The sequence below is a fragment of the Bacillus velezensis genome, assembly GCF_001461825.1.
Lineage (GTDB): Bacteria > Bacillota > Bacilli > Bacillales > Bacillaceae > Bacillus > Bacillus velezensis.
In genome coordinates this window covers 56,255-72,425 of the sequence record NZ_LLZC01000021.1, presented here as the reverse complement: position 1 = coordinate 72,425, position 16,171 = coordinate 56,255, and the positions used below count along the sequence as shown (strand labels likewise).

The window sequence follows — 16,171 nt, the reverse complement described above, 5'->3', positions numbered from 1 at the left end:
AGCCGGCTGATGGCTGTCCCCGTAAAAACACCATGCCGGGGACAGCCGGTACCGGCCGTTTTTAGAAATTCAATTCGATTTCGCTTGCAAAGTGTTCACTTTTGTTTACTTTCTCACTTAATTGAATTTCTTTTAAAGGAATCGATGGGTCTTTTATGATTGCCGACAGAATCATGGCGTAATCCTTGCTCAGCGTAGCGATGGTTTTCTGTTTGAACAGCTTCGTGCAGTACTCAAAGCTTCCTTGTATCTCGTGCGGATTCATCACGAAGGTCAGCTGCAAATCAAATTTGGCCGCCGTATTTGTTTGTTCATATGGTCTGACCGCGAGAGAGTCCAATTCGATATCCGTTTGTTCCGTATTTTGCAGAACAAACATCGTATCGAATAACGGATTACGGCTTAAGTCCCGTTTCACTCCCAATTTCTCAACTAATTCTTCAAAAGGATATTCTTGATTTTCATAAGCTTTCAGCATCGTTTCTTTTGTTTCCGTTACATAGTCCATAAAGGTCTTTTCTCCAGCCGGGGCCGTACGGATGGCCAGCGTATTCACAAACATCCCGATAATATGCTGTAAATCTTCATGCATTCTTCCCGCAATAGGCGTACCGACGACGATATCTTCCTGACCGCTGTATTTGGCCAGCAGTATGTTATAGGCTGACAGCAAGATCATGTAAGCGGTCGATCCGGTCAATTCTTCCATCTGTTTTATCCCCTGGACCACGGTCTCATCGAGAGCGAAATTGTATCGCTTGCCTTCAAAGCTTCGAATTCGCGGTCTGGCAAAATCTTTCGGCAGCTCAAATGGCGGGAGTTCCTCATGAAATACGTTCAGCCAATAGTTCTCCTGCCTCTTGATGCGTTCCCTCTGCTCCGCCTGCTGCTGCCATACAGTGTAATCTTTGTATTGAATCCGGAGCGGGGTTAATTCTTTGCCGTCATACAATTGAATCAGTTCTTCAACAAAAATATTCATAGAAGCGCCGTCTGAAATGATATGATGCATGTCAAACATGAAAACATGTCTGTCCTGTTCTAATTCGATGAGTCCGGCCCGAAGCAACGGAGCCTGACTGAGATCGAAAGGCCGCACGAAATTGCGGAACAGCTCCTCGACCTGCTCATCAGCTGCTTTGTACCTTTCTATAGAGAAATCCGCCTGCGGCTTGATCACCTGCACCAGCTCTCCGCGGACCATTTCAAATCCGGTTCGTAGCGATTCATGGCGCTGGATCAGACTTTGGAACGCAGATTGTAAACGATTCATGTCCATCCTGCCTTCCAATGTCAAAATCCCCGGCATGTTGTAACTTAGTTCTCCGCCTTCAATTTGTGTAGACAGGTAAACCATCTTTTGCACAGAAGATACAGGATAAACATCTTTGGCTTCTGCAACAGGGATTTCATCCGGTCCGCTGGTTTCCGCGCCTGCAATGACCCTCGCTATTTCTTCAATCGTCGGGTATTGAAACACTTCTCTCAATGAAATGCTTTTGTCGAATTGCTTATGGATCTTGGTAACGAGCGTCATCCCCCGTAACGAATGCCCGCCGAGATCGAAAAAGTTATCTTTGACGCCGACTTGTTCTACCTTCAATACTTCTTTCCAGATGTGAACCAGCTGCTCTTCCGGCTTTGTCCTTGGAGCAACATAGTCAATCCCGGTCTGCAAGCCTGCTTCAGGCAGCGGTAACGCGCTGCGATTCACTTTTCCATTGGAGGTTAACGGCATTTGCTCCAGTTGCATCAAGTATGAAGGAACCATGTAGCCTGGTATTTGATCGGAGAGTTTTTCTTTAAGCTGATTGATCGGCAGTGACTTCTCCCCTGTAAAATAGGCATACAAATCGCTTTGCCCCTCTGCATTTTCTCTGGCCAGGATCACCGCTTCTTGTACATGCTCGATGTTGAGAAGAGCGGCTTCCACCTCGCCAAGTTCGATCCGGTAACCGCGAATTTTAACCTGATGATCCTTTCTTCCGGCATATTCAATGTTTCCATCCGGCAGGTAACGGGCAAGATCGCCTGTTTTATACATCCGCTCTCCGATTACAAACGGATCGGCCACAAACTTTTCACCCGTTAATTCAGGCAAGTTCAGATACCCTCGTCCTACTCCGTCTCCGGCGATGCACAGCTCACCCTTTACACCTATAGGCAGCATCCGATCATGGGAATCAACAATATACACACGGTTGTTGCCCAGCGGTTTGCCGATCGGCACGTAACCGCCGTCGTCAGCGGATGCCAATGTCCCCGGTACGATATGAAAGACCGATGCATCCACACAGGTTTCCGTCGGACCGTATACATTGGTTATGAGCGGCATTGATGACCCGTTCGAAGCAAACAATTCAAGCAATTGCGCCGCCGTCGCCTGCGGGAGCGCCTCTCCTCCAATAAGCATGTGGCGGATCGTTACCCCATGAAGGCTGTCTGCAGCGATAAGCAATTGCAAATGTGACGGTGTTCCGTCTGTTACGTCAATGCGGTGGGTGCGATAATAGTTTGACAAGGCATAACCGTCTGATACTGATGCTTTAGGGACGATATACAGTGCATGTCCCCCTAACAGTGCCGCGAAAATTTGCTTGACCGATGCGTCGAAATAGTACGGTGCCAACAGAGACACACGCAATCCCGAATCATAAGCACCGTACACTTGTCCGCGGAGCCCCTCCATCAAATGAAGGACCTGGCGATGCTCAATCAGCGTGCCTTTTGGCTTGCCGGTTGTGCCTGATGTGTAGATCACATACGCCAAGTGATCCGGTCCGGCTGCCGTCACCAGATTCGAGCCGTCCCCGCTGTTCATTCGTTCGTCATTCAGCAGTAAAATCTCTCCGGCAAAGGATACACGATCTTGTAAATGGGGCTGTGCCAGCAGAACCTTTGCTCCTGAATCCTCCAGAATATAGCGGATGCGTTCCTGCGGGCTGTCCGGATCCATCGGCACATACGCGCCCCCGGCTTTCAGGATCGCCATAATCCCCACGATCATTTCCAGAGAACGTTCTGCCAGAATACCCACAGGCTGGTCAGGCTGCACGCCTTCGCTTCTTAAAATCCGCGCCAGGCGGTTGGCCCGCTCATTCAGCTCACGGTATGTGAATCGGCTTTTCTCGTAAACTGCGGCCGTATGTTCCGGCGTGCGCTCCGCCTGCTCCTCGAACAATTGGTGAATTGTTTTGTCCCTTGGGCAGTCTATCGCCGGTTGACCCCATCTCTCCACAATCTGCTCTTTCTCCTTCGCGGTGATCATCTCCAGCGATGAAAGCGGCGCCTGCGGATCATTCGCAATCGCTTCGATCAATTGGATAAAGTGCTTTGCCATGCGTTCCGCAGTTTCCTGCTTGTACAGCGCTGCCGCGTAACTGATCATACCTGTAATTCCGTCTTCATTTTCTGCCGCTTGGAACGTCAGGTCGAACTTCGCCATCGCATGGTTGTCCGGATAAGGGGTAAAACGCACATCATCGAGGCTCAATTCTCCCCGTTCTGTGTTTTGCCATATGAACATCGTGTCAAACAGCGGATGGCGGCTGAAATCCCGGGACACATTCAGCTTGTCCACCAGTTCGTCGAATGGATACTCCTGGTTTTCGTACGCTTTTAATGTATGCTCTTTGACTTCCTGCACGTACTCCCGGAATGTTTTTTCCCCGACCGGATTCGTTCGTATCGCCAGTGTGCCCACGAACATGCCGATTAAGCTTTCCAAATCCGAATGGGTTCTTCCGGCAATCGGGCTGCCTACTACGATGTCTTCTTGCCCGCTGTATTTGGCAAGCATGGTCGTATAAGCAGCCAGCAGCACCATGTACAGCGTGCTTTCGCTCTTCACCGCCAAGCCTTTCAGCTGTTCCGTCAACTCCGGTCCGATGACAAACTCGATTTGTCCTCCTTCAAAGCTCCGCGCAGCCGGTCTTCCGTAGTCGGTTGGCATATCCAGCACCGGAACCTCTCCGCTGAACACATCCAGCCAGTACGCTTCCTGTTTCTTCATCCGTTCGCTTTGCATATCCGACAGCTGCCACGCCGCATAATCTTTATACTGAACCCTTAATGGCGGCAATTCTTTTCCTTCATATAATGAAACGAACTCTTCAATCAAATTCTTGATAGATACGCCATCGGAAATGATATGATGCATGTCAAACAGCAGCAAATGGCGGTCTTTTGCAAGCTCGATCAGTCCTACCCGCAGCAGCGGCGCTTTCTCCAAGTCAAATGCCCGCACAAACCCATGAACGAGGGCTTCCGCCTGTTCTTCTTTCGCCTGAGTGAATTCCACTGCAAATGGGACGTCGTCATAAATCCGCTGCACCGGTTCTCCATCTATCAGTTTAAAGCCGGTACGCAGCGTTTCATGGCGCTGAATCAGCTTGCGGATCGCCTTCTCGACAAGTTCCCGATCCAGAGCTCCATCGGCTCTCATGACACTCGGCATGTTGTAGCTCAGTTCTCCGCCTTTCAGCTGATTCAAAATGTACAGCCGTTTTTGCGCCGAGGAGACGGCATAGTATTCTTTTGCGTCAACGGTCGGGATAGATGTATATGCTGTGTGTTTCACTCCGGTAATCGTTTCTGCCATTTCTTCAATTGTTGGCGATCGGAACACTTCCCGCAGCGGCAGGCTGACCCCCATCTCTTTGTGCAGCTTCGCCGTCAGCGTCGTTGCCCGCAGCGAGTGACCGCCGATGTCGAAGAAGTTGTCTTTCACGCCGATACGCGGAAGTCCAAGCACCTCTTTCCAGATATGCGCCAGCTGCGCTTCCGCCGCTGTACGGGGAGCAACGTATTCGCCCCCCGTTTGCACGCCTCCTTCTGGTTCTGGCAATGCTTTGCGGTCGACTTTTCCGTTTGCCGTGAGCGGAATCGATTCAACAAAAGCCCATTTCACTGGAATCATATAGTCAGGAAGGTTTTTGGCCAGATCTTCCCGTAATGCTGAAGGATCAGTCGCTTTTGAGACGCTGCAGTACGCGCACAATTCATTTTCACCCAAAGCGTTTTTTTGAATAAGGACCGCTGCTTCTCTCACCGCCGGGTGATTGGCCAATATGACCTCAACTTCTTTCGGTTCGATCCGGTAGCCCCTTATTTTCGCCTGATCATCAATGCGGCCGAGGTATTCGATTTGCCCGTCCTCACGCAGCCTTGCCAAATCTCCGGTGCGGTACATAACGGCTCCCTCTCTGAACGGATCAGGCAAAAATTTCTCTCCCGTTAAAGCCGGGTTATTCACATAGCCTCTCCCGGTATTTGCTCCGGAAATATACAGTTCTCCCGCAATGCCCAAGGGCTGAAGCTGTTTGTTCTTGTTGATGACATACATATTGTTATGGCATATCGGTTTGCCGATCGGCGGATATTCAGGAATATCATCTCCCGGTTGAATGGTATACGTCGACACTACATGAGTTTCTGACGGACCGTAATGATTGTGCAAATGCAAGCCGTGTGTGCGGAGCACTTGCTGAAATAAACGGGATACTGTTAATTGTTCTCCTGCTGTAATCAAATGCTTCACACAGCGTGGAAATGAATATGCATAGCTCTCTTCGTTAAAAAGCATTTTGGCAAAAGCAGTCGGGAAAAAGACGATGTCCGTCTGATGTTTATTAATAAACGAAAACAGCTGAGCCGCGTCCCGCTTTATTGATTCAGGCACGATGTGGAGTGTGCCGCCGCTGAGCAGGGCTGAAAACAGCTCTTGATAGCAGACGTCAAATGCCGGAGATGCGTATTGAAGCACATTGGTTTTGAAATCGATGCCTGAGTTTGTAAATTGGTCATACAGCAAATTGGCCATATTTCTATGTTCAAGCAGCACACCCTTCGGTTTCCCCGTCGTTCCTGATGTATAAATAACGTAAAGCAGATCCTCCGCCGTGTTTATCGTCTGCACATTGCTCCCGTCCGGTTCTGTCTCCGCTTCTTCTATGAATGTGACAATCTGCGTTGCTGCCTCGGGGACTGACCGGTCTTTCTCTGTCACAACATGAGTGCAGCTGCTGTTTTCAATGATATAGCGGATTCGTTCGGCAGGATGGCTCGGATCAATCGGAACAATGGCACCGCCCGCTTTTAAAATGCCTAAAACAGCAATCGCTAATGATGGTGAACGCCCGGCGATCACAGCCACCGGCTCCTGATGCTTCACACCTCGCTTACGGAGAATCCGCGCCAGTTTATTGGCCGTTTCGTTCAGCTCTTTGTAAGAAATCTCCGCCCCTTCGTATTGAATTGCGATTTCTTGCGGCGTTTGTGCCGCCTGGCGTTCAAACATAGTATGAATCGTTTCGTATTCAGGCTTCTCTGTTCCCCCGGAAAGCGGAGTGAGCAGCTGTTCTTTTTCTTGCTGCGTCAGTAGTTCCATTTCTTCTATTTTGACAGACGGCTGCTGCAAAATTTGGTGAATGAGCTGTTCAAAATGTCCGCGAATCCGCTCTGCCTCTGATTGTCCATATTCATTTTGGTTGAAATCAAAATGAATGGTGAGTTGTTCGCCAGGAATGACAACTACATTAAAATCGTAATGAGTATGTTCTTCTATATGGAAATTCACGATATTTAAATCCGCAGCATCATGACCCTCTTCGACTTGCTGCCCTATCGGATAATTTTCAAAGATCATGATATGATCAATTAAGTTTTGCTTTTGTTCCGTTTGGGCCTGAATTTCGTATAAAGGATAGGTATCGTACGATTGGGAAGCCAGCGCGTTTTGTTGAACCATTTGCATCGTATCAGCAAAAGTGCTGTCTTCATCGCAGCGGATGCGAACCGGAATGGTATTGATGAACAGGCCGATCATCTGTTCCACATCAGGAATTTCCGCCGGCCTTCCCGACACAACACTGCCGAAGACAACGTCTGCGGACCCGCTGTATTTCTGTAATAAAACTCCCCATAACGTTTGGATCAACGTATTTAATGTAACCTGATGCTGATTTGCGATCTGCTGTAATTGTTTTGTCTGTTCGTGATTAAATCGGCAGATCACATTGGCATAGGCGTATTCTTTTTGTTCATGCTGCTCTATTTTATGAAGAAGCGTGGTTTCACCTTTATATCCTTCAAGATACCCGCTCCAGTACCGCTTTGCCGCTCCCTGATCTTGGCGGTCAAGCCACTCGATATAGTCGCTGTAAGGAGCTGCCGATGACGGTTCTGGTTCCCTGCCTTCCTGTAAGGCGCTATAATGATCAAACACTTCCTTCGTGATAAGAGACAGGCACCAGCCATCCATCACAATATGATGGAAGCTCCAAATCAAATGATATTTGCGGTCTTCCATACGGAAAATCGCTATGCGCATCAGCCGATCCCGAGCCAAGTCAAATCCTTTTGCTTTATCTTCTCTTTGATAGGCTGCGATTGCATCCTCGCGCAGGTGCTCCTCTCTATCACGCAAATCTGCAAAATGAATTTGCGGTGTTTGCGTTTTATAGACAATTTGTAAAGGAGTATCGTTCCAGCCGCTGTAAAAACGGGTTCTGAGCACGGCGTATGTTTCAAATAATCGTTCAAGGCTTGCTTTAAACCAATCAATCTTTAACTCTCCCTGCAAATCGAACGATGCTTGTTCAAAATAAGAACTTGAGGCCTCGTCCAGCAGGCTGTGGAAGAGCATTCCTTTCTGCATCGGAGTGAGCGGATACACGTTTTCAACCTCACCTGCATGCGGCAGTTGAATGAGGAGCTGATCCAATTCGTCAATGGACATGCCTTTTAACAAAATATCGCTTGGCGTCAGTTCCGATTGTTCTTTATGAACGCAATGCGTAATGATGGTCCGCAGGCGGCTTTGAATCGTTTCCGATAACCGCATGATCGTTTCTTTTGCGTACTGTTTGCTGCTGTAGCTGATCGTAAGCTTCAGCCGGCCCTCGGTGATCATTCCGTTTATATTCAAGACATACGGTCTTTCTTGATTTCCGCTTGAGTCTGAACCGCAAGAATAAGAAGATAATTGAACCCCATGCTGCTGTAAATCTTGGTCAAACTGTCCCAGGTAGTTAAAGCTGATCTCAGGATTGAGTTTCGATGGCATTCCGCCGCTTAAGTACCTTGTTATTCCATATCCGATCCCTTTATGCGGAATTTGGCGCAATCCTTCTTTGGTCGTCTTGATATAATCAGAGATTTCTTTGCCCGGCTGCGCGTGCAGTACAACCGGATACAGACTTGTAAACCACCCGACCGTGCGGGAGATATCTATATCCTGTATAATCTGTTCTCGGCCGTGTCCCTCTAAATGAATCGGAATTTGTTCCAGTCCTGACCAATGCGATATGGAAAGACCCAGAGAAGTTAAGAGCAAATCGTTTATTTCCGTGTTATAAGCGCGATTCGCTTGTTTTAATAAGAGCTCCGTTTCCTCTTTCGTCCATTCCACAGCTGCTGTTTCACTGTCTTTTGCAGTTGTATGGGTTTCATGAAAATCTTTAGGCAGCGGTTTGACTTCGGTTTGTTCGATCTTTGTCCAATATTCCTGTTCTTGTTTTATGGTTTCACTTTGCGCATATTCTGAAAGTCTCTTAGCCCATAATTGGAAAGAGTCTGTTTTTTGCGGCAGTTGAATTACTCGCCCGTTCTCGGCTTGCTTGTAGCCGCTAACGATATCTTCCAGTAAAATGCGCCATGAAATCCCGTCTATAATCAAATGATGGATGGCAATGAGCAAATGATCTCCATTTGCGCATTGAAACAACCCGGCTTTCATTAACGGCCCATCACTTAAACGCATACTGCTTTGTATCTCATCAGCTTTGGCCTCAATTGTCCGTCCCGGATCGGAATCTTCTTTCAGATTCAGGACGTCTAAGCGGTACAGTCCGCTTTGGGCGATTTCTTCATTCTGTGCCTCACAGCCATTTTCCGTAGTCCGGAACGTCATGCGGAGCGCATCGTGATGTTCAGCAAGCTTTTGCAGGGTTTGACGAAGCTGCGTTTCCTGAAAACCTTCCGGCGCATGCAGCATGACGGCTTGATTGTAATAATGCTGATCTGTCGTTATGTGATCAAAGAACCAATGCTGAATAGGAGTCAGGCTGACTTTTCCTTTGACCTCACCTTGATCGGCTATACGCAGATTCTGCTTGATATGCGGACTCAATTCTGCAATTGTTGCATATTGAAACAAGTCTTTGATTTCCATTTTGTATCCTTGCTGATTTAATCTGGAGGATACTTGAATGGATTTAATGGAATCTCCGCCAAGGTCAAAGAAATTATCAAGAATACTGACGTTTTCAGCGCCTAATACCGATTCCCAGGCAGAAACTAATACTTCTTCCGCTTTTGTTCGGGGAGCTTTATACTCTGCTCTGTCCTGCAGCTCGAAATCCGGAGCAGGCAGCCCTTTTTTGTTTATTTTTCCGTTAGAAGTTAAAGGCATTTCATCAAGCTCGATAAAATAAGCCGGAACCATATAACTTGCAAGGGTTTGAGACAATTGTTTCCGGAGCCGGGCTGCCGTTGTTTGTCCGCCGCTTACGTAATATGCACACAATTGTTTAAACCCGTGGACATCCTCTCTGGCTGTAACGACAGCTTCCTTGATCGCTTCTTCTTGAAGCAGTGCCGCCTCGATCTCGCCTAATTCGATACGATAGCCTCTGATTTTCACTTGTTCATCTATTCTGCCCGCATATTCAATGTTTCCGTCCGCCAGCCACTTCGCCAAATCTCCGGTCTTATACATCTTGGCTCCGGGCTCAAACGGGTCATCGACAAATTTCTCTGCCGTTAATTCGGGACGGTTCAAATATCCTCTTGCCACACCGGCGCCGCTGATATAGATTTCTCCCGGGACACCGATCGGTGCGGGTTTCATATTTTCATCAAGAACGTAAATGCTCGTGTTTGCCGCAGCGGTTCCGATCGGTACCGATTCCCGCCTGTCCTTTGCGGCATCGTAACGGTAAATCATGCAGCCGACAACGGTTTCCGTCGGTCCGTACTCATTGCATATTTCAATCCGGCCTTCGAACTGTTCATGAATGCTGCGGGCTAACCGGGTGCTTAAGTTTTCCCCGCCCACAATCATTCTTCGGACAGCCGTTTGATCGGCAATGTTCATTTCTTTCAAAACCTGCAAATGGGCCGGGGTCAATTTAATGATATCCACCCTCGGGTCCCGCACAATCGATTCAAGCAGAGCTGTTTTATCCTCTCCGTCATAGACGATGATTGCATTGCCTGTGACAAGCGGCGTGAAAATAGAAGTCACCGTCAGATCAAAAGAAATTGACGAATACAATGGGAAGTTGGCTTTCTCGCCTTTTACATAAAGTTCTTTCGCCCACCAAATATAATTGGTCAAGCCTCGGTGCTCGATTAGTACGCCTTTTGGCCGGCCTGTGGAACCTGACGTATAAATGACATATGCCAAATGGCTCGCATCATTTATCGGAGCAAGGTCAGAGCCATCTTGGTGATAAGAACTTTCATCATCAAGTAAAACCGTGGCGCCTTCATAGGCAAGCTGTTTCCTGACGTCCCGCTGCATTAAAACGATTCCGGCTTGGGAGTCATCCAGCATATACCGGATGCGGTCTTGCGGATATTCCGGATCTATAGGGACATAGGCTCCGCCTGATTTTAAAACGGCAAGGATTCCGACCACCGATTCGATGCTGTTTGTTGTGATGATGGCTACAGGCTGATCCGTCTGCACTCCTTTCGCTCTTAACGTTCGCGCCAGGCGGTTGGCCCGCTTATTGAGCTCTCCGTACGTGAGCTGCCTGTCCTTATCAATGACGGCTGCTTGATCGGGCGTACGCTGCGATTGCTCTTCAAATAATTGATGAACCGGCGTCTGCGGAAACGGCGCGGCCGTGTCGTTAAGCGTCTGCAGAAGGGTTTTTCTTTCGCCTTCCGTTAACAATTCCGCTTGATCCACCCGGATATCCGCATCTGTTACGACTTGATGCAGGATTTGCATGAAATGTTCCCGAACCCGCTCTATGCTTGCCCGCTCATACACATTTGCATTGTATTCAAAAGAGATGTTCATCTCGTCGCCCGGTATAACGGTCAAATTAAAATCGTAGTTGGTCTGTTCTTCCATTTGTACGTTGGAAATCGTGATGGATGTTCCGTTTTGGCGGCCTATACTTTCCATATACTGATCAACCGGATAATTTTCGAATATCATTAAATGTGTAATTAAATCTTGCTTTTGCGTTGTACGCGCTTGAATATCGTACAGCGGGTGTGTCTCAAATTGTTGAGACGCTACAGCCCTTTCCTGCGCCTCTTTCATAAGCCCGGCAAACGTTGTCCCGGCTTCACATCGGAACCGGACGGGAATGGTGTTAATGAATAAGCCGATCATGGTTTCCACGTTTGGAATTCCAGCAGGTCTTCCGGATACAACACTTCCAAACACAACGTCCCGGCTTCGGTTATATTTCTGCAGCAAAACCGCCCATGCCGTCTGCAGCAGCGTGTTCAGCGTGACATGATGCTTGCCTGCCGTCCGCTTCATTTTCGAAGTGAGATCGGAGCTTATGTCACACGTCACTTTTTCAGGAACGTATCTTCCGTCTTCCGCTGCATGGTGATCCTTAGGAAGGCCGGTTTGCTCCTCATATCCCTCCAAGTACTGATCCCAATAAGCCGTGGCCTCTTTCGCATCTTGCCGGCCGAGCCATTCAATATATTGACTGTACGGAGTAATTGATGATTGTTCAGGCTGCTTTTGCTGAAGCAAGGCAAAGTAATTCTCGAATATTTCTTTTGTAATCAGCGGCAGGCACCAGCCGTCCATCAAAATATGGTGGAAACTCCAGATAAAACGGTATGTTTTTTCATCCGTACGAAGGATGAATAACCGCATTAACGCGCCTTTTTCTAAGTCGAACCCCCGCATCTTATCTTCTCTGGCATACTGCTGAATCATCGCTTCTTTTTGTGATTCCTTCATCTCTCGTAAGTCATTGAATTGAAAACCGATTTTTTTCGTTTTGAATATGATTTGGAGCGGCTGATCCTTCCAGCCTCTGTAAAAATTTGTGCGGAAAATGTCATATTTTTGCGATAAGCCTTCCAAGCTTTTTGAAAATGAATCAATCTCCAGATCTCCATGCAGATCAAACATCGTTTGCTGAAAATAAGCACCTGAATTCGGATCAAATAAGCTGTGAAACAGCATGCCCTTCTGCATCGGCGTTAATGGATAAATATTTTCCGCTTCGCCTAATTCACGCGTCTGCTCCAAAAGCTGTTCCAGTTCGTCGATTGAGATGTCTTTTAACAGGATGTCACTTGGTGTGAGAGAAGTCTGCTGCCGGCTTACGCAATGCGCAATGACTTCTTGCAGACTTTCTTTCAACCCCCGGGCAAATTGCGCCATAGTAGATCTTTCGTATTGTTTGCTGCTGTAGCTCAGTGTCAGTGATAATGTCCCTTCGGCAATCATGCCGTTCAAATCAAGCACGGCCGTTCTCTCTTGGTTTTCGTTCATTGATAACCCTGTGGAAAAAGGCGAGATGCGTAAAGCCTGATGCTTCAGGTCTTGGTCAAATTGTCCCAAATAGTTAAACGATATCTCCGGATTCAGCTGCAGGCTGTCGGCTTCCGGATGCCCGGATAAATATTTGATGATGCTGTAATTCATTCCTTTGTCAGGGATGCGGCGCAGTCCTTCTTTTACGATCTTGATCCGCTGCGACAGGTTTTTTCCGGCTTCCATCCTCAGGACGACAGGGTACTGGCTTGTGAACCATCCTATCGTGCGGGAAATGTCAGCATCCGGAATAATCGGTTCTCTCCCGTGGCCTTCCAAATTCACGACAATGTCTTCCGTGCCTGTCCACTTGTGAACAGCCAGCCCTAACGAAGTCAGCAGCAGATCGTTGATATCCGTGTTGTAGGCGCGGTTCGCATGTTTTAATAATTGCTCCGTTTCCTCTTTTGTCCATTGAATCGTCACTTCTTCGCTGTCTCTTAATAACGATCCTTCGCTGATAGTGTCCTTAGGCAATGGCTGAGGCTTTATACTTGAAAGCTCAGTCCAATACGCAATCTCCTCTTCCATATCGGTTTTTGCCGCATATTTGGACAATTGATCGGCCCAAAATGGAAACGAGTCTGTTTTTTGCGGGAGCTGGATCGTTTGTCCGCGTTCTGCCTGCTCATAACCGCTTGCAAAATCTTCGAGTAAAATACGCCAGGATACTCCGTCAATCAGCAAATGATGAATTGCAATCAGCAAATGATCTCCGTCCGGACATTGGAACAAACCGAGCTTCATCAATGGCCCTTTGTCTAATACCATGCTGCTTTGAATCTCATTCGCTTTATCGGCAATCGCTTGAGCCGGATCGGTTTCCCCTTTATAATTCATCACTTCCAGATGGTATAGTTCACTTTCATCTGTTCCTGTAATTCGCGGAGCGTATCCATCCGGCGTTTTTTCAAAAATCATCCTCAAGGCATCGTGATGCGACGCGATCCGTTCCATCGTCCGGCGAAGCGGAGCCTCTTGAAAGCCTTCCGCCGAATATAACATGACGGCCTGATTGTAATGGTGTGCATGCGGCATTTTTTGTTCAAAAAACCAATGCTGTATCGGGGTCAGCTTGGTTCCGCCATTCACTTCTCCTTGATCAGCCACCCTGCTGACCGGCGCTACAAACTGACTAAGTTCAGCAATCGAGGGGTGTTTAAACAAATGCTTCATATCAACCTTGTATCCGGCTTGATACAATCTGGATGACACCTGAATTGATTTAATCGAATCTCCGCCAAAATCAAAGAAATTATCCAGAATTCCTATACGTTCTGCCCCTAATACTTCTTGCCAGATGGACGCCAGCAGTTCTTCTATTGTGTTCCGCGGGGGTATGTATTCGTTTTCCGTCCGCGTATTTTCGTCAGCAGCAGGCAAAGCTTTCAGATCAATCTTTCCATTGGAAGTGAGCGGAATGCGTTCCAAAGGGATAAAACGGGAGGGAATCATATAATTCGGCAGTTCCCGGGATAAGTCTTCTCTGAACTGCGCAGCGGTCAAAGAAGCCTCGCCGACATAATAGGCATACAATTGTTTGGCCCCGTCTGCGTCTTCCCGCGCGACGACTGCGGCTTCACGAACGTTTTCCAGATTGAACATGGCTGCCTCTACCTCGCCGATCTCAATCCGGTAGCCGCGAATTTTCACTTGATGATCAATCCGCCCTAAATATTCAATCCGTCCATCTGGCATCCATCTGGCGAGATCCCCCGTTTTATACATCTTTTGACCAGGGACATGCAGATGCTCCACAAATTTTTCCTCCGTCAATTCAGGCCGATTGAGGTAGCCGCGGGCCACTCCCGCTCCTCCGACATACAGCTCTCCCGGTACGCCGATCGGCTGGATTTGATGGTGCGCTCCTAAAATATAAGCTTGATGGTTGGCCACCGGGCTGCCGATTGTGATCTGTTCATCAGCGGACTGAACAGGGTGAAATGTAGATACCACGCTGTTTTCTGTCGGTCCGTATTCATTATTGATCCGAATGCGAGGCTGCAGAGAATGCAGCTTCTCAACTGTATCTGTTTCCAGCTGCTCACCGCCTACAACAACATGCTGAACATGGATGAAATCCTCTCTGTTCATCTGTTCGATCATCGTTTTCAGAAGACGGGGAGAAGTTGAGAAATGGGTAATTCTTTCTTGTTTTATGGCATTTTGAATGGCGAAAGTTTCTTTATTCTCCTCATTAGGCAAAAGGTGCAAAGTTGCCCCCGAGATGAGCGGGCCGAAGAAATTTAAAATGAACGCATCAAAAACATACGGGTACAAGACAAGCACGCGATCCGCCGGAGAATGCTTAAAAAACGCCTTCTTCCATTGGAGCGAGTTTACAATGCCGCCGTGTTCAACCATGACCCCTTTCGGCTTTCCTGTTGTACCCGACGTATAAATGACATAGGCTAAATGGCTGTGTCCCGCTACTGGTGATAACAATGAGCAATCGGCATGGTATGATGTTTCATCATTCAAATCGATCACCGGGCCGTCAAAGGCGAGACTGTTTTTTAAATGATGCTGAACAAGGAGAACGTCTGCATCCGCATCATGAAGCAAATATTGAAGCCGCTCTTTTGGATATTCAGGATCCAGGGGCACATAAGCGCCCCCTGCCTTCCAAACGGCTATAATGGATACGATCATCTCTAAAGAACGATCAGCGAGAATGGCGACTAACGTATCGGGTTGAACCCCGCAATTACGCAATGTTCTTGCCAAACGGCTCGCCTTCTCATTCAGTTCCCTGTATGTCAAATGGTCGTTTTTAAACTTGACGGCCGCATGCTCAGGCGTTCTTTCTGCCTGCTCTTCAAATAATTGATAGACTGTTCTGCTCCCGGAGAAATCTGCGCCGGTGTCGTTAAAATCAAACAATAGCTTCTGTTTTTCCGCTTCCGGTAAGATCTCTGCCGTATGGATCGCGGCTTGAGGCTGAAACAGGATCACAGACAGCAGCTGATCCAAATGGGATACAATTTGATTGATATAGTGCTCATCGTACAGATTGCCGTTATAAAAAAGCTTCAAATGAATCCCGTTGTTCTCCAAATCAAAGTGAAACAGCGTATCGGCTGCAGTATCTTCTTTAAATTGCAAGGAATGAATTTCGTTAAGCGAAACGACGGTATGAATCAAAGGCAAATGCTCGTCATTGTATTGCACGCTCAGATGCCGGACCATTTTTCTAAACGGCAGGTTTTGATTTTTCAGAGAATCATTAACGGCTTCTTTCAGCTGCCCGAATACGGTTTTAAATGTGCTCTCGTTTGAAAGCGTATTTTTTAAGAGGACAATGTTGTTAACGGCTGACTGGCCGGCTTTTTGCTTCGATACCGTTGGAATGCCAAGAATCAGGCTCGTTTGATCCGTATATTTATATAACAAGCATTCAATACCCGCCAATAAAATCAGATAGGCCGCCATATCGGAATGATTCGCCATTGTGATGATTCTTTGAGATACTTCCGGAGATAAGGAACGGCAGATGCATTTTTCCTGGTAGCCGGTACGGGCCAACGATGCTTTATCCGCTGCTTTAAAGTAAGGGAATGCGCTTAGGCCGTCTTCTTCATCAAACAGGTTTTCCCAGTACGTTTCTTGAGTTTTAAATACCGACATTGGAGCACCTCATTTTAT

General features: G+C 47.6%; 1 protein-coding gene. It reads right to left on the bottom strand.

From position 1 onward, the window contains the following. Positions 1-61: 61 nt before the first annotated feature. On the bottom strand, positions 62-16,153 hold the full coding sequence (gene bamB / locus AR442_RS18220; protein ID WP_053285112.1) for a bacillomycin D non-ribosomal peptide synthetase BamB: 16,092 nt from the start codon (positions 16,151-16,153) through the stop codon (positions 62-64). Positions 16,154-16,171 lie beyond the last annotated feature (18 nt).